This window comes from Pseudomonas qingdaonensis (genome assembly GCF_018398475.1).
Classification (GTDB): Bacteria; Pseudomonadota; Gammaproteobacteria; order Pseudomonadales; family Pseudomonadaceae; genus Aquipseudomonas; species Aquipseudomonas palmensis.
On the sequence record NZ_CP074676.1, the window covers coordinates 4,053,913 to 4,069,009 of the forward strand.

16 protein-coding genes are annotated in these 15,097 nt (G+C 63.8%); 7 read left to right on the forward strand and 9 right to left on the reverse strand.

Translation table 11 applies throughout. From position 1 onward, the window contains the following. Positions 1–241 precede the first annotated feature (241 nt). Complete coding sequence (locus tag KH389_RS18415; RefSeq protein WP_043864543.1) at positions 242–541, forward strand: PilZ domain-containing protein; 300 nt, start codon at positions 242–244, stop codon at positions 539–541. Positions 542–591: 50 nt separating this feature from the next. On the opposite strand, the gene KH389_RS18420 is transcribed toward KH389_RS18415, so the two are convergent. Then, positions 592–1,296 (reverse strand): MlaA family lipoprotein, encoded by a 705-nt coding sequence (locus tag KH389_RS18420; protein WP_213606008.1) that lies wholly within the window; start codon positions 1,294–1,296, stop codon positions 592–594. A gap of 206 nt (positions 1,297–1,502) precedes the next feature. On the opposite strand from KH389_RS18420, the gene KH389_RS18425 reads away from it, so the two are divergent. Continuing rightward, complete coding sequence (locus tag KH389_RS18425) at positions 1,503–2,090, forward strand: HAD superfamily inactivated hydrolase PcrP (protein WP_054916180.1); 588 nt, start codon at positions 1,503–1,505, stop codon at positions 2,088–2,090. A gap of 124 nt (positions 2,091–2,214) precedes the next feature. Next, a complete protein-coding gene (locus tag KH389_RS18430) occupies positions 2,215–2,478 on the forward strand; it encodes a DUF4404 family protein (protein ID WP_043864546.1) in 264 nt (87 codons plus the stop codon). Between the two features lie 49 nt (positions 2,479–2,527). On the opposite strand, the gene queF is transcribed toward KH389_RS18430, so the two are convergent. Continuing rightward, the gene (gene queF, locus KH389_RS18435; protein WP_100633167.1) at positions 2,528–3,358 is read right to left on the reverse strand and encodes an NADPH-dependent 7-cyano-7-deazaguanine reductase QueF; all 831 of its coding nucleotides are present in this window, start codon (positions 3,356–3,358) and stop codon (positions 2,528–2,530) included. Between the two features lie 57 nt (positions 3,359–3,415). After that, a complete protein-coding gene (locus tag KH389_RS18440; protein ID WP_043864548.1) occupies positions 3,416–3,937 on the reverse strand; it encodes a cupredoxin domain-containing protein in 522 nt (173 codons plus the stop codon). Positions 3,938–4,089: 152 nt separating this feature from the next. Between KH389_RS18440 and KH389_RS18445 the strand changes: the two genes are divergently transcribed. Together KH389_RS18445 and KH389_RS18450 are read left to right on the forward strand one after the other, a co-directional pair. Then, positions 4,090–4,770, forward strand: a complete 681-nt coding sequence (locus KH389_RS18445) for a heavy metal response regulator transcription factor (protein ID WP_043864549.1) — start codon at positions 4,090–4,092, stop codon at positions 4,768–4,770. Beyond that, positions 4,767–6,125 (forward strand): heavy metal sensor histidine kinase, encoded by a 1,359-nt coding sequence (locus tag KH389_RS18450; RefSeq protein WP_100633166.1) that lies wholly within the window; start codon positions 4,767–4,769, stop codon positions 6,123–6,125. The genes KH389_RS18445 and KH389_RS18450 overlap by 4 nt, the downstream gene beginning before the upstream one ends. Before the next feature lie 102 nt (positions 6,126–6,227). Here the strand turns inward: KH389_RS18450 and KH389_RS18455 are convergent, their stop codons facing one another. The 3 genes from KH389_RS18455 to KH389_RS18465 form a co-directional block, all read right to left on the reverse strand. Beyond that, on the reverse strand, positions 6,228–7,472 hold the full coding sequence (locus KH389_RS18455) for a lipoprotein-releasing ABC transporter permease subunit (RefSeq protein ID WP_043864660.1): 1,245 nt from the start codon (positions 7,470–7,472) through the stop codon (positions 6,228–6,230). 72 nt (positions 7,473–7,544) lie between these two features. After that, positions 7,545–8,228 (reverse strand): lipoprotein-releasing ABC transporter ATP-binding protein LolD, encoded by a 684-nt coding sequence (lolD, locus tag KH389_RS18460; RefSeq protein ID WP_173925058.1) that lies wholly within the window; start codon positions 8,226–8,228, stop codon positions 7,545–7,547. Between the two features lie 7 nt (positions 8,229–8,235). Further along, positions 8,236–9,486 (reverse strand): lipoprotein-releasing ABC transporter permease subunit, encoded by a 1,251-nt coding sequence (locus KH389_RS18465; protein WP_054916186.1) that lies wholly within the window; start codon positions 9,484–9,486, stop codon positions 8,236–8,238. Between the two features lie 94 nt (positions 9,487–9,580). On the opposite strand from KH389_RS18465, the gene KH389_RS18470 reads away from it, so the two are divergent. Both KH389_RS18470 and KH389_RS18475 read left to right on the forward strand, forming a co-directional pair. Then, the gene (locus KH389_RS18470) at positions 9,581–10,168 is read left to right on the forward strand and encodes a PilZ domain-containing protein (RefSeq protein WP_043864553.1); all 588 of its coding nucleotides are present in this window, start codon (positions 9,581–9,583) and stop codon (positions 10,166–10,168) included. Between the two features lie 27 nt (positions 10,169–10,195). Continuing rightward, positions 10,196–10,918, forward strand: a complete 723-nt coding sequence (locus KH389_RS18475; protein WP_043864554.1) for a glycerophosphodiester phosphodiesterase — start codon at positions 10,196–10,198, stop codon at positions 10,916–10,918. A gap of 42 nt (positions 10,919–10,960) precedes the next feature. Here KH389_RS18475 and sthA read toward each other — a convergent pair whose 3' ends face one another. The 3 genes from sthA to KH389_RS18490 all read right to left on the reverse strand — a co-directional run bounded on the left by sthA (position 10,961) and on the right by KH389_RS18490 (position 15,085). Then, the gene (sthA, locus tag KH389_RS18480; protein ID WP_043864555.1) at positions 10,961–12,355 is read right to left on the reverse strand and encodes a Si-specific NAD(P)(+) transhydrogenase; all 1,395 of its coding nucleotides are present in this window, start codon (positions 12,353–12,355) and stop codon (positions 10,961–10,963) included. Between the two features lie 187 nt (positions 12,356–12,542). After that, entirely contained in the window at positions 12,543–13,454 is a 912-nt protein-coding gene (locus KH389_RS18485; protein WP_100633411.1) for an FAD:protein FMN transferase, read from the reverse strand. 167 nt (positions 13,455–13,621) lie between these two features. Next, entirely contained in the window at positions 13,622–15,085 is a 1,464-nt protein-coding gene (locus KH389_RS18490) for a glyceraldehyde-3-phosphate dehydrogenase (protein ID WP_043864557.1), read from the reverse strand. Positions 15,086–15,097 lie beyond the last annotated feature (12 nt).

The following is a 15,097-nucleotide window of genomic DNA, read 5'->3' on the forward strand; positions in this document are numbered from 1 at the left end:
GGTAGGCGGCCAGGCAAAACGAGGCCCGCTTACTGGATTCACTTCTAGCCACTCTTGCATTTCAGGTGTAGGACAAAAGGCCTGCCCGGCAAATGTCAGAGGTGCCCTGTAAGGCGCAGACGGTACTCCCATCCGCCGGGGGTTTCAAGCATGCACCGATGGTCGCCTGTGCTCTTTACAGCACAAATCACCGGGAGTTATAAAAACCCCTTCTATCGCAACCCAATGGAAGGATGCAGGCATGAGCCAGAACCACGCCGACTATAGCGAGAAGCGTGATTTCATCAGGATGCGGGTAGATACCGACGTTACCCTGATACATGCCGAGCAAGTGATTGCGGCGGTGTGCCTGGACCTCTCGAGCAGCGGCATGCAGGTACAGGCAGCGAAAACCTTTCAGGTTGGAGACAACCTCAGCGTCAGCATCGATTCGGACCACCCTTCACTCAAGGGCCTGCACGCCACAACGCAAGTGGTGTGGATTGCCGATCAGCCCCAGGGCCAGCAGAAGCTGGGCCTCAAGATCCTTGCGATGAGCTGAACAGCAGGCATGAAAAAGGCGGCCATGGCCGCCTTTTTCATGCATCACGATCAGAAATCGTCTTTTACATCCCCGTCCTTGACCTTGAACTCGCGGTTCTGCAGGTAGGCGTTGCGGATGAAGCTGTACTTGTCGCCACGGATCATCTTCTCGGCCGACAGCAGGCTGGCACGGGTGTCCACCACGTCCACCGCGATTGCGGTGTTGCGGGTGGGCACATGTTCCATGTAGCGGTAGGGTTCGGTGTAGGTATCCGGGTACTTGGCGATCGCATCGCGCACGGTGCTCGGCCCAAGCAGCGGCAGCATCACGTACGGGCCACTGCCTACACCCCAGTAGCCGAGGGTCTGGCCGAAGTCCTCGTCGCTGCGCTGCAGGCCCATCTTGGTACCCACATCGAAGAAGCCGGCCAGGCCGAAGGTGGTGTTGACGATCAACCGCGCGGTATCCACGCCGGCTGCGTGGGGCTTGAGCTGCAACACGTTGTTGGCAAGGTTGGTCACGTCACCAAGGTTGCGGAACATGTTGTGGATGCCGTCCTCGAGAAACTGCGGCGTCACCCACTGGTAGCCCTGGGCCAGCGGCTTGAGCGCGTAGGTATCGATCGTGTCGTTGAACCGGAAGATCGGCCGGTTGATGCTCTCCCACGGGTCTTCCTCGGTCGCCGCCTGGGCCAGTACCGGCGCCAGCAGCAGGCTCGCGCAGACACAGGCACGGGTCATACGATCGATCACGCCAGCACCGATCCCACGCATAAAATTTCTCCTAGGCAAACATTGCACTGCGCCGGCATCAGGCCGTCGACAGCCAAAAGGAAACAAGTATAAAGCCTCTCTGGCAGATTAGGCAGCTTCCTCCAACCTGCGTCGATATTTTGTGAAAGCCGCCTGAAGGTCATCAAAGCGTCACGCCACGGTCACACCCCGACGTTAGCCTTGCTGGTTATTTCAGGGACGTTGCCATGCCCCATTCCCCCGCCTTCACCGCCGTGCTGTTCGGCCTGCGCGGCTGCCTGGTCGACTTCGGCGCACGATGCCAGGCGCCCGGCAACGCACCGGCCAGGCCTACACCAGGCGCCCTGCCCGCCCTGCACTGGCTGCGGGAACACGGCGTGCCCTGTGCCTGGCTCGACGAACTGCCGGCTGCCCTGGGCCAACACCTGAGCCAGGCGCTGCCCGCCTGGGTGCGCCGACCGGATACCACCGGCCACGCGCCCTGGCCCGCGCCGGATGCCTGCTGGCACGCCCTGATGCAGCTCAAGGCCGACCGGCTCGATGGCTGCGTGCTGGTCAGCGGCGAGCCGCGCCTGCTGCAGGCCGGGCTCAACGCCGGGCTGTGGACCGTGGGCCTGGCCTCGTGCGGCTCGCTGTGCGGGCTGGACGAGGCTACCTGGCAGGCACTGGAGGAACGCGAGCGCGAACTCAAGCGAGGCAAGGCTACCGTTCACCTGTTCGGGCTGGGGGTGCATTCGGTGATCGACCAGCTGGAACAACTGGCCGATTGCCTGGCCGATATCGGCCTGCGCCGCCTCAAGGGCGAAAAACCCTGATACAGGCACATTGATCAGGGTCATGCAAAGCGGCGCCGGGTGGATTAACCTGAACAGCGAGGCACGGACCTTTCGCCCGCGCGCGGGGTCCATGTCTGAGCCTATTCATAGAGGGAGAACACCCATGCCTGCCCGCGAACTTCAAGCGCAACTCGACGCCCTGCGCGAGCAACTGGAGCAAAACCCACCGCTCTCGGAACAGGAGCGTGTCGAGCTGCACGAACTGATGGCGCAGATCCAAGCAAAAATCGAACTGGAGGCCGTAACCCCGGACAACAACCTGGTCGACGGCGTCAACCTCGCCGTCGAACGTTTCGAAGTCGAGCACCCGGGCCTGACCGCCACCCTGCGCAACATCGTTCAGAGCCTGCAAAGCATGGGCATCTGAACCCCGCGGCAAAAACGAAAGCCCCGTCACACTGGACGGGGCTTTTTCGTTACTGGCGAACCAGGCGCAGGTTCTTCAGGGTGACCGGCCCGGTGCTGCGGTACGGGTTGATGTCCAGCCCGCCCCGGCGCACGTAGCGCGCATACACCGTGAGGGTCTCAGGGTTGAGCAGGCGCTTGAGGTCCAGGTAGATACGTTCCACGCATTGCTCGTGGAAGTCGGCATGCTGACGGAAGCTGATCAGGTAGGTCAGCAGGCTGGCATGGTCCAGCGCCGCGCCACGGTAATGGACGGTCACGCTGCCCCAGTCCGGCTGCCCGGTCACCGGGCAGTTGGATTTGAGCAGATGGCTGTGCAGGGTCTCTTCCACCACACGCTCGGCATCGCAGCGCAGCAGCTCCGGTTGCGGCTGCTCGTAGTTGCTGATGCTGACCTCCAGGTCATCGATGCAGGTGCCCGGCAGCGCCATCACACCCTCGCGCTGAACCTCGGCCAGGCTGCGGATACGCACCCCTACCGGCTTGCCGGCTGCCGCAGACAGGTCCTTGACCAGACAGGCCTGCACCGCCTGCGCCGAGGCGAACTCGGTCTGGTTCAGCGAGTTCAGGTACAGCTTGAACGACTTGGACTCGATGATGGCCGGCGAATCGGCCGGGATGGCGAACTCGCCGATGGCCACCACCGGCTTGCCCGAAGGCAGCAGCCAGGACAGCTCGAAGCAGTTCCAGTAATCCACACCCGACCACGGCAACGTTTGCGCGGTGACCCCAAGCTCGGCCCATTTGGCTGCACGCGGGATGGCGAACAGCAGCGACGGCGTGTAGGTGCTGATGTATTCACTGGACTTGCCCAGTGGCGAATGTTCGGCGGCGGGATGCATGGCTCAAACCTGAAGGACGAAATTGGTCTAGTTTATCGGGTTTGCGCGCTGCATTGGTCATTTGGCGATAGTCAGCTTGCCCACCATGCCGGCCTGGTAATGCCCCGGCACGTTGCAGGCGAACTCGATCGGCGTGCTCTGGCTGAAGGTCCAGGTCAGTTCGGCGCGCTTGCCCGGCGCCACCATCACCATGTTCGGGTCGTCATGCTGCATGCCGCCGCTACCCATCGCACCATGATCATCACCGCCATGATTCATGCCGCCATGTCCCATTGCCGAATGATCCATCTGCCCCTGCATGGCGAGCATCTCCTGCTGGTGCCGGGCGTGCATGGCCGCATCCCCCAGGTTGAACTCGTGGGGCACCTGGCCGTTGTTCACCAGCACGAAACGCACCGTTTCGCCGGCCTTGACCTGCAGCGCGCGCGGCTCGAAGTACATGTCGCCCATCACGACCTCCACCGTGCGCGTGGCCTGCGCCGCCGCAGCCGGCTTGCCGAAGGCGTACTCGTGCCCGGGTGCCGCCAGCAGCGGCAGGCTCCACAGCGCCAGGGCGCTCGCGATCATCAAGCGTTTCATCGTGCATCCTCTATCATGTGCAAGCTCATGCCCCGCACTGTAGAAAACTGCCGCTGGCAACCACCTGACGAAAACATTACAACTTTGTCAGCTTTGCCCCGCGCACCCTGCCACAGGGTATAAACCCAGCCCCCAACGCTGCCGAGAAGCCCATGAAACTGTTGATCGTCGAAGACCAGCCCAAGACCGGCCTCTACCTGCGCCAGGGCCTCAACGAAGCCGGCTTCAGCACCGAACTGGCCACCGACGGCGATACCGGTCAGCACCTGGCCCTGAGCGGCGACTACGACCTGCTGATTCTCGACGTGATGCTCCCTGGGCGTGACGGCTGGCAGATTCTGCAAGCCGTGCGCGAGGCCGGCTTCGACACCCCGGTGCTGTTCCTCACGGCCCGCGATGCGGTAGAAGACCGCGTGCATGGCCTGGAACTGGGCGCCGACGATTACCTGATCAAACCCTTTGCGTTCTCCGAACTGCTGGCGCGGGTCCGCACCCTGCTGCGCCGCGGCGCCAGCCCGCCCCAGGAAACCACCCTGAACCTGGCCGACCTGCGCCTGGACCTGATTCGCCGCCGGGTGGAACGCGCCGGGGCACGCATCGACCTCACCGCCAAAGAGTTCGCCCTGCTCGAACTGCTGCTGCGCCGCCAGGGCGAGGTGCTGCCCAAATCGCTGATCGCCTCGCAGGTGTGGGACATGAACTTCGACAGCGACACCAATGTGATCGAAGTGGCGATCCGGCGCCTGCGCCTGAAGGTCGACGATGGCCACGACAACAAGCTGATCCACACCGTGCGCGGCATGGGCTACGTGCTCGAGGAGCGCCCGGCGTGATGCGCAGATTGTCCCTGGGCGCACGCCTGGCGCTGTTGTTCGCCGCCTGCACGGCGGCGGTGTCACTGACGGCGGGGCTCCTGTTCAGCCGGGCCAGCGAGGCGCACTTCATCGAGCTCGATCAGCAGTTGCTCGACAGTCGTCTGTCGGTACTGCGCCAGGCGCTCGTTGGCGTGCACGACCGCCCGAGCCTGGCAGCGCGGCTACCGCTGCTGCGCGGCGAACTGAGCCACCAGGCCGACCTTGCACTGCGCATTCGTGGCAGCGACGGGGCGCAGTGGTTTGCCAGCCGCCCCGGCCTGCCTGACGCACCCGACATACCGGGCCTGAGCACCCTGCGCAGCGAAGGCATGGATTTTCGCAGCCTGTGCGTGGTGCTTGAAGGCGGCAGCCGGCTCACTCTGTTTCTGGATATCACCCACCACCAGCACTTTCTGCAACGCATGCAGCGCCTGATCTGGCTGACGATGGGCCTTTCGGCGCTGGCCACCGCGCTGCTCGGTGCCTGGGCCGTGCGCCGTGGCTTGCGTCCGCTGCGCCGGATGGGCGAGGTGGCAGCCGGCGTTTCGGCGCGCTCGCTGACCACACGCCTGCCCCAGGCCCAGATGCCGCCAGAGCTGGCGCAACTGGCCGGCACCATGAATGCCATGCTCGAACGTCTGGACGATGCCTTCCAGCGCCTGTCGGCCTTCTCGGCCGACATTGCCCACGAGCTGCGCACGCCGCTGTCCAACCTGCTGACCCACACCCAGGTCACCCTCACCCGCCCGCGCAGCCTGGAGGAGTATCGCGAGGCATTGCACGGCAACCTCGAGGAACTGCAATGGATGGCGCAACTGGTCAACGACATGCTGTACCTGGCCAAGGCCGACCACGGCCTGCTGATGCCCAATCGCGAGCCCCTGGCGCTGGACCAGGAGGCCGATGCCTTGATCGAGTACTACGCGCCACTGGCCGAGGATGCACAGATCAGCCTGAGCCGCGAAGGGCTGGCCGAGCTGACGGGAGACCGCAACATGCTGCGACGGGCCCTGTCCAACCTGCTGGACAACGCGCTGCGCTTTACCCCGGCACAGGGCGAGATACGGGTCGAGATTGCGCAGGGTGATGGCAGGGTTCGCCTGGTGGTGGCCAATCGCGGGGCGCCGATCGATGCAGCGCTATTGCCGCGGCTGTTCGACCGGTTCTACCGGGCCGACCCGGCACGCCGGGAAGGCAGCAGCGAACATGCGGGGCTGGGGCTGGCGATCACCCGTTCGATCGTGCAGGCGCACGGTGGGGTGATCAGTGCCGAATCGGCGCAGGGGTGGACGCGGTTCCTGATCGACTTGCCGGAACACAACGCAGCCCTGTAGGAGCCGGCGTTGCCGGCGAATCGGCGCATGCGACATGCCTGAACATGGCCAGGCAGTGTGTCCGCTTCGCCGGAAACGCCGGCTCCTACAAGAGCGGTGGCATCACTCGTACCGCAAGGCGTACGCCGGCTCGACCTGCGAAGCACGCCACGCCGGATACAGGGTGGCCAGAAAGCTCATCACCAACCCCGCCGTGCAGATCAGCGCCACATCGCCCCATTGCAGTTCCGATGGCAGCGTACTGATGAAGTACACGTCCGAGGTAAAGATATGCTGCCCGCTGACCCGCTCCAGCCAGCCGACGATCTGGCTCACATTGAGCGCCGCGATCACACCGAGCACACCACCGATCAAGGTGCCCACCACACCGATCAGGCTGCCCTGCACCATGAACGTACCCATTATCTGCGCCGGCGTCGCGCCGATGGTACGCAGGATGGCGATGTCCGCGCCCTTGTCGTTCACCACCATGATCAGGGTGGCAATGATGTTGAACGCCGCCACCGCAATGATCATCATCAGCAGCAGGCCGATCATGGTCTTTTCCATCTTCATGGCACTGAACAGGCTGCCCTGGGTGTGTGTCCAGTCATCGGCGCGGTACTGCTCGCCCAGTTCGCCCACTATCGCCCTGGACACCTGCGGCGCGGCATACAGGTCCTTGACCTTGAGCCGCACGCCCTGCACCTGGTTCGGCGCCCAGCGCTGCATGCTCGCCGCATCGGCCATGTGGATCAGGCCCATGGAGCCATCCAGCTCGGCGCCCACCTTGAACACGCCGACCACGTTGAGGCGCTGCATGCGCGGGGTGATGCCGCCGGGCGCGGTGCTCACCTCGGGCACGATCAGGGTCAGCTTGTCACCGACCCTGAGGCCAAACCGACGCGCCGTCATCTCGCCTACCACCACGCCGAACTCGCCCGGCTTGAGGTCGTCGAGTCGGCCCTGAACGATGTGGTCGGCCACGATCGAGACCTTGCCTTCCTGCGCAGGGTCGATGCCGCTGATCTGGATCGGCTGCATCGCGCCCTTGTAGGAGAGCATGCCTTCCATCTCGGTCAGCGGCGCAGCGGCCAGCACTTCGGGGTTCTTCAACGCGGCATCGGCCACCGCCTGCCAGTTGTCCAGCGGCTGGGCGCCCAGCACGGCGGCATGCGGCACCATGCCCAGGATCCGCGCACTCATTTCACGCTGGAAGCCGTTCATCACCGACAGCACCACGATCATCGCCAGCACGCCCAGGGACAGGCCGATCATCGAGGTCATCGAGATGAACGAGATGAAATGGTTGCGGCGCTTGGCACGGGTGTAACGCGCACCGATGAAAATTGACAAGGGTCTGAACATGAACTGAAGCACCCAGGTAAAGAAAAGAGACAAGGGGCCCGCCATGCACGGCGGGCCACCTGTACTGCCAGGTCAGATCGAAACCAGACGCCCGTCTTCCAGGCGCAGCACACGGTCCATCTGCCGCGCCAGGTTGAGGTCGTGGGTCACCACCAGGAACGCGGTCTGCGAGGAGCTGCTCAGCTCCTGCATCAGGTCCTGGATGCCCTGTGCGGTGTGGTGGTCGAGGTTGCCGGTAGGCTCGTCGAGCATCACCAGCCCGGGCCGGTTGACCAGCGCCCGGGCAATCGCCACGCGCTGGCGCTCGCCGCCGGACAGCTCGGATGGCTTGTGCGTCAGGCGATGGCCCAGGCCGACACGCGTGAGCAGCGCCTCGGCACGTTCGCGCGCCTCGGGGATCGGCGTGCGGCCGATCAGCAGCGGCATGCACACGTTCTCCAGCGCGGTGAACTCCGGCAGCAGGTGGTGGAACTGGTAGACGAAGCCCAGTGCGCGGTTGCGCAGCAGGCCACGTGCACGCTCGCCCAGCGCCGACAGTTCTTCACCGGCCAGCCATACGCTGCCCTGGGTCGGGGTATCGAGGCCACCCAGCAGGTTGAGCAAGGTACTCTTGCCCGACCCCGAACTGCCGACGATCGCCACGCGCTCACCCGGGTGCAGCTCCAGCTGCAGGCCCGACAACACTTGCACCGACTCCGGGCCTTCCTCGTAGGATTTGCCCAGGTTGCGGCAACTCAGCACTGCTTTATCACTCATGCCCAACTCACTCATAACGTAGCGCCTCCGCAGGCTGGGTGCGCGCCGCACGCCAGGCCGGATACAGGGTGGCGAGGAAACTCAGGACCAGCGCCGCACCGCAGACCATCCACACGTCTTCGGCCATGACCTGGGACGGCAGGTAGTCGATGAAGTACACGTCGGCGTTGAGGAACTTGTGCCCCATCAACCGCTCGAGGCCGGCAATCGCTGCACTCACGTTGAGCGCGGCGGCAATGCCGACCACGGCGCCGATCAGGGTGCCGACCACGCCGATCACGGTGCCCTGCACCATGAAGATGGCCATGATCTGACCCGGCGTGGAGCCCAGCGTGCGCAGGATGGCGATGTCGCCCTTCTTGTCGTTGACCACCATCACCAGCGTGGAAATGATGTTGAACGCCGCCACCGCGACAATCAGCAGCAACAGCAGGCCGATCATGGCTTTTTCCATGCGGATGGCCTGGTACAGGTTGCCGTGGCTGCGGGTCCAGTCACGGGCGTAGAACTCGTGCTCGCCCAGCTTCTGGGCGATGTTCCAGGCCTCGCGGGGTGCCTGGAACAGGTCGTCGAACTTCAGGCGCAGGCCCTGCACCTGGTCGGCCTTCCAGCGGTGCAGGCGCGACAGGTCCGACAGGTTGGTCAGGCCCAGGTAGCCGTCGATCTCGCCGGCGCCCACGTGGAAGATGCCGACCACGGTGAAGCGCTTCATGCGCGGGAACATGCCGGCCGGGGTCACGGTGACCTCTGGGGCGACGAAGGTCAGCTTGTCGCCGATGCCCACGCCCAGCTTGGCTGCGGCCTTGTCGCCGATCATGATGCCGAAGCTGCCCGGCGCCAGCGCGTCGAGCTTACCCTCGCGCACGAAGTCGTCGATGATCGACACCTTGCGCTCTTGCGCCGGGTCAATACCGTTGAGCAGCACCTTCTGTACCTTGCCGTCATGGGTCAGCAGGCCCTGCATCTGGGTGAACGGCGCCACCGCCAGCACCGCCGGGTTCTGCTTTACTGTATCGGCAAGGGCTGGCCAGTCGCTGATCGGCTGTCCGGTCTCGAGGGTGGCATGGGGCACCATGCCCAATACGCGGGTACGCATTTCATGATCGAAGCCATTCATCACCGACAGCACCACGATCATCACCACCACGCCCAGGGCGAGGCCGATCATCGAGGTCAGCGAAATGAACGAGACGAAGTGATTGCGACGTTTGGCACGGGTGTAACGCGTACCGATAAATACGAAAAGAGGTCTGAACATGTCGGGGCTTGTTCGGAGGAAAGAGGAACGTCCTTGTGGCGGGGCTTGAATAGCAGCTTTACACTCAGACCACCGCCGCTACCATGGGTTCGCCATGTCGACATTAGATGAAGAAGATCGCCGCGAATACTACCGTATCGAGGACAGGATCGCACTGGAAATTACCCCTCTGAGCGCCGCCGAGGCCTTGGGCGGCGAGTTGTTGCAAGATGCTTCACCACTCTTCAACCTGCTCAGCGAACTGCACCTGAGCGAGTTCGAGTCCCAGCACCTGCTGCGCCAGCTCAGTGACAAGGACCGCACCCTGGCAGCCTTTCTCAAGGCCCAGAACAAACGCATCGACCTGCTCAGCGCCGTGGTTGCGCAAACCCTGCTGGGGCAGATCGGCGAGGCGCGCCCGGTGACTCTCTCCGAAGGTGGCGTCGAGGTGCACCAGGCCCAGGCCATCACCGCCGGCAGCCGCGTCTCGGTGAAGATGGTGCTGATGCCCCAGGCCCTGGGCCTGCTGCTGCGGGCCAAGGTGACCCACTGCGACAAGGCCGCTGACGGCCTGTTCGACATCGGCGCCGAATTCGTCGAGATGACCGACGCCCAGCGCCAGTTGCTGGCGCGCTATATCCTGCAGAAACAGGCACTGCAACGCCGCCAGGCACTGGAACAGAACACCCCGCCTGCCTCCTGATTTTCCGTCTTGCTTGAAGGAACGAACGTGACCCTGATTTACGGCCACCGCGGCGCCAAGGGCGAAGCCCCCGAGAATACCCTGACCAGTTTCCAGCAATGCCTGAGCCACGGCGTTCGCCGTTGCGAGCTGGACCTGCACCTGTCCTCCGACAACGAGCTGATGGTCATTCATGACCCCAGCCTCAAGCGCACCACCGGCCGTGGCGGCAAGGTGGTGGAGCACAGCGCCGCCGACCTGGTGACCTACGATGCGCGCAAGGGCGGCCCGGGCTGGGTCAACCCCTGCCCGATTCCACGCCTGGAAGAGCTGTTCGAGAAATGTGATTTCGACCACTGGCAGCTGGAGGTCAAGAGTGCCTCGCGCACCCGCGCTGCCACCACGGTGCTGGCGATTCGCGAAATGGCCCAGCGCTTCGGCCTGCTGGACAAGGTCACCATCACCTCAAGCTCGCGGGAGGTGCTGGGCGCCGCCCTGGAGCTGACCCCGGACGTGTCCCGCGGGCTGGTCGCGGAATACACCTGGCTCGACCCGTTGAAGGTCGCGCAGAACTACGGTTGCGAACTGCTGGCGCTGAACTGGACGCACTGCACCCCCGAGCGCCTGGCCAAGGCCCAGCGTCAGGGGTTGCATGTGTCGGTGTGGACAGTCAACGAGCCGGCGCTGATGCTCCGACTCGCCGACTTCGGCGTAGACAGCCTGATTACAGACTTTCCCGGTTTGGCCAGCGCCACCCTCGAGAATCGCTGAAATCGGTCTCCCCGGCCGGCTCAGGCCACCGGCCGGAGCCGCTCAAAAAAGCCGGTTGAGACCGTCGTAGGCGGCAACCCGATAGGCTTCGGCCATGGTCGGGTAGTTGAAGGTGGTGTTGACGAAGTACTTCAGCGTGTTCTGCTCGCCCGGCTGGCCCATGATCGCCTGACCGATGTGCACGATCTCCGAGGCCTGGTAGCCGAAGCAGTGCACGCCGAGGATCTGCAGCGTCTCGCGGTGGAACAGGATCTTGAGCATGCCTTGCGGCTCGCCGGCGATCTGCGCCCGGGCCATGCCCTTGAAGAACGCCTTGCCCACTTCGTACGGCACCTTGGCCTGGGTCAGCTCCTGCTCGTTCTTGCCGATCGAGCTGATCTCCGGAATGGTGTAGATGCCGGTCGGCACGTCGTTGACGAAGCGCCAGCTGCCATTGTCGACGATGCTGCCGGCGGCCGAGCGGCCCTGGTCGTGGGCGGCACTGGCCAGGCTTGGCCAGCCGATCACGTCACCGGCACCATAGATGTTCGGCACGCAGGTGCGGTAGGCCTCGTCCACTTCGATCTGGCCACGGCTGTTGACCTTCACGCCGATGTTTTCCAGGCCCAGGCGGTCGGTGTTGCCGGTACGCCCGTTGCACCACAGCAAAGCGTCGGCCTTGATCTTCTTGCCCGACTTCAGGTGCAAGATCACACCGTTGTCCAGGCCTTCGACGCGCTCGTACTCTTCGTTGTGGCGCACGGTGATGTTGTTGTTGCTGAAGTGATAGCTCAGGGCCTGGGAGATTTCCGAGTCCAGGAAGCTCAGCAGCTGGCCGCGGTTGTCCACCAGCTCCACCAGCACGCCCAGGCCGCTGAAGATCGAGGCGTACTCGCAGCCGATGACGCCGGCGCCGTACACGATCAGTTTGCGCGGGGTGTGGCCCAGGCTCAGGATGGTGTCGCTATCGTAGATGCGCGGGTGATGGAAATCGATATCGGCCGGGCGATACGGGCGCGAGCCGGTGGCGATGATGATGTGCTTGGCTACCAGCTTCTCGACCACACCGTTGGCGCAGACCACTTCGATGGTCTGCTCGTCGGCGAAGCTGCCGGTGCCGAAGAACACGTCAACGCGGTTGCGGGCGTAGTAGCCAGTGCGCGAGGCGACCTGCTTGGAGATGACCTTCTCGGCGCTTTTGAGCACGTCGGGGAAGGAGAACCAGCGCGGCTCACCGATGGCCCGGAACATCGGGTTGGTGTTGAACTGCATGATCTGGCGCACCGAGTGACGCAGGGCCTTGGACGGGATGGTGCCCAGATGGGTGCAGTTACCGCCGACCTGGCGACGGCTATCGACCATCGCTACCTTGCGTCCTGCTTTGGCGGCGTTCATTGCCGCCCCTTCTCCTGCCGGGCCGGAACCCAGCACCACTACGTCGTAGTTGTAGACAGCCATGCGTACTCCTTCAGAACAGGCCCGGACGCCAGATTGACCTCCGGGGCTACATCATGCCGCCATCGGCGCCATGCAAAAATTCGGGTGCAGTCTAATCAAGCTTGAACGCCGCGCACATTAACCCTTGGTCGCGTCGTAGGCTATTTTTCTCTGCACTACATGTAGGCCGCCTTGCTGGCGAAGCCTTTCATTTCCCCGCAATGCTGTTGAATGCTGGCGTGGCCCGGGAAACGAACCCACCCTCGACCCGATTCACGAACACTGCCGCAATCCGATGCTCGAGCGCGAAGCGCCAACCCTGCTCCGGGCCCAGGATCAGCAACAGGGTCGAGTACCCGTCAGCCATCAGCGCAGTGGGCGCCAGCACCGTCACCGCCGCCAACGCATGGGCCACCGGGGTGCCCAGGCGCGCATCGAAGGTATGCGAATAACGTTGGCCATTCTCCTCGAAATAATTGCGGTAGTCACCCGACGTGGACACCCCGTACCCCTCCAGCGGCAACACCTGCTGGGCTATCTGCAGATCGTCGCGCGGCAGTTCGAGTGCAATGCGCCAGGCACTGCCATCGGGCTTGCGCCCCATTGCCTTGAGCTCACCGGTAGCCTCCACCAGAAAGCTTTCGACCCCCAGGGCTTGCATACGTGCCACGATCAGGTCGACCGCATGCCCGGCGGCGATGCTGTTGAAGTCGACCTCGACGCCAGCGTCCTTGCACAGTTGCTGGCCTTCGATACGCAAGTGGGTATACCCCACCCGCTCGCGCACCTGCGCCAGCCGCCGGGCATCGGGCACCTTCTCTTCACGCGCCTGGGGCCCGAAGCCCCACAGGTCGAGCAGCGGCTCCACCGTGAGATCGAAGGCACCGTCACTCTGGCGCGAGAGCTGCTCACCTACCCGCACAAGCTGCAGCACGTCGGCCGGCATCGCCTGGCAGCGGTTGGCGGGCAACTGGTTGAACTGCCCCACCAGTGAATCGCTGCGGTAGGTGGAGAAGCGCTGGTCGATGCCCTGCAGGATCGCCTCGACCTCCTGCTGCACCTGCCCAGGCGTCGGGCCGCCGGCCTTGCGCACGTACTGCACGGTGTAGCTGCTGCCCATGGTCGGGCCACTGATGCGCTCGATCGAATCCCTGTGCTCGCAACCGGCCAGCAATGCCACCAGGGCAGGCAGCGCAGCCCATCCCTTTTTCACACGACGCCTCCTTTTCTGAAGCCAAAAAAAAACGGGAACCCGCAGGCTCCCGTTCTTTCAACGCAACGTAATGCTTAGCGTGGGAACGCTGGCGGGTTGACCCCGGCCATGTCTTCCATCACGCGCACTACCTGACAGCTGTAACCGAACTCGTTGTCGTACCAAACGTACAGTACAACGCGGTTGTCGTTGCAGATGGTGGCCTCGGCATCGACCACACCGGCGTGACGCGAGCCGACGAAGTCGCTGGAAACCACTTCCTGCGAGCTGACGAAGTCGATCTGCTTGTGCAGGTCCGAGTGCATGGCCATCTGGCGCAGGTACTCGTTGATCTCGTCGCGGCTGGTGGCCTTTTCCAGGTTCAGGTTCAGGATCGCCATCGAGACGTTCGGCGTCGGAACGCGGATCGCGTTACCGGTCAGCTTGCCCTTGAGCACTGGCAGCGCCTTGGCAGCGGCAGTGGCGGCGCCGGTCTCGGTGATGACCATGTTCAGCGCAGCGGAACGACCACGGCGGCTGCCCTTGTGGAAGTTGTCGATCAGGTTCTGGTCGTTGGTGTACGAGTGAACGGTTTCGACGTGACCGTTGACGATGCCGAACTTGTCGTTGACTGCCTTGAGCACCGGCACGATGGCGTTGGTGGTGCAGGAAGCCGCCGAGATGATCTTGTCGTCAGGGCTGATGTCGGCGTGGTTGATGCCGTGCACGATGTTCTTCAGCGCGCCCTTGCCCGGTGCGGTGAGGATAACGCGTGCGGCACCCGGGCAGGCCAGGTGCTGGCCCAGGCCGTCGGCATCGCGCCAGACGCCGGTGTTGTCGACCACCAGGGCGTTCTCGATACCGTACTGGGTATAGTCGACTTCGCTCGGGTTCTTCGCGTAGATAACCTGGATCAGGTTGCCGTTGGCGGTGATGGTGTTGTTTTCTTCGTCGATGGTGATGGTGCCATCGAACGGACCGTGCACCGAGTCGCGACGCAGCAGGCTGGCGCGCTTGATCAGGTCGTTCTCGGCGCCCTTGCGCACAACGATGGCACGCAGGCGCAGGCCGTCGCCACCACCGGTCTTCTCGATCAGGATACGCGCCAGCAGACGGCCGATACGACCGAAGCCGTACAGGACCACGTCGGTGCCCTTGCGTGCGGAGGCGTTCTGCTGGCCAACCACGTCGGCCATTTCTTCACGCACGAACTGCTCGGCGCTGCGGCCGTTGCCTTCTTGCTTGAACTTGTTGGCCAGCTTGCCCAGGTCGACCGAAGCGGCGCCCAGCTTGAGCTCGCTCATGGCCTTGAGCAGCGGGAATGTCTCGTGGACAGACAGTTCGGTTTCGTCGGTCTGGCGATGACGGGCAAAGCGGTGGGCTTTGAGGATCGCGATCACCGAACGGTTGATCAGGCTACGGCCATAGATCGAGCTCACCACATTGTTATTGCGGTAGAGCTGACCGATAAGCGGGATCATCGCTTCTGCAAGCGCTTCACGATCGATCCACTCACCAAGACACTGGTCGGGCTTCTGAGTCACGGGAACCTTCCACATGTAGGGACAGAA

Bases quoted from the DNA above. Each gene is read 5' to 3' on its own strand.
- KH389_RS18485 (WP_100633411.1), bottom strand. From the start codon at position 13,454: ATGGGCAGCAGCTACACCGTGCAGTACGTGCGCAAGGCCGGCGGCCCG.
- KH389_RS18445 (WP_043864549.1), top strand. From the start codon at position 4,090: ATGAAACTGTTGATCGTCGAAGACCAGCCCAAGACCGGCCTCTACCTG.
- KH389_RS18415 (WP_043864543.1), top strand. From the start codon at position 242: ATGAGCCAGAACCACGCCGACTATAGCGAGAAGCGTGATTTCATCAGG.
- KH389_RS18490 (WP_043864557.1), bottom strand. From the start codon at position 15,085: ATGTGGAAGGTTCCCGTGACTCAGAAGCCCGACCAGTGTCTTGGTGAG.
- sthA (WP_043864555.1), bottom strand. From the start codon at position 12,355: ATGGCTGTCTACAACTACGACGTAGTGGTGCTGGGTTCCGGCCCGGCA.
- KH389_RS18465 (WP_054916186.1), bottom strand. From the start codon at position 9,486: ATGTTCAGACCTCTTTTCGTATTTATCGGTACGCGTTACACCCGTGCC.
- KH389_RS18440 (WP_043864548.1), bottom strand. From the start codon at position 3,937: ATGAAACGCTTGATGATCGCGAGCGCCCTGGCGCTGTGGAGCCTGCCG.
- queF (WP_100633167.1), bottom strand. From the start codon at position 3,358: ATGCATCCCGCCGCCGAACATTCGCCACTGGGCAAGTCCAGTGAATAC.
- KH389_RS18430 (WP_043864546.1), top strand. From the start codon at position 2,215: ATGCCTGCCCGCGAACTTCAAGCGCAACTCGACGCCCTGCGCGAGCAA.
- lolD (WP_173925058.1), bottom strand. From the start codon at position 8,228: ATGAGTGATAAAGCAGTGCTGAGTTGCCGCAACCTGGGCAAATCCTAC.
- KH389_RS18420 (WP_213606008.1), bottom strand. From the start codon at position 1,296: ATGCGTGGGATCGGTGCTGGCGTGATCGATCGTATGACCCGTGCCTGT.
- KH389_RS18470 (WP_043864553.1), top strand. From the start codon at position 9,581: ATGTCGACATTAGATGAAGAAGATCGCCGCGAATACTACCGTATCGAG.
- KH389_RS18425 (WP_054916180.1), top strand. From the start codon at position 1,503: ATGCCCCATTCCCCCGCCTTCACCGCCGTGCTGTTCGGCCTGCGCGGC.
- KH389_RS18455 (WP_043864660.1), bottom strand. From the start codon at position 7,472: ATGTTCAGACCCTTGTCAATTTTCATCGGTGCGCGTTACACCCGTGCC.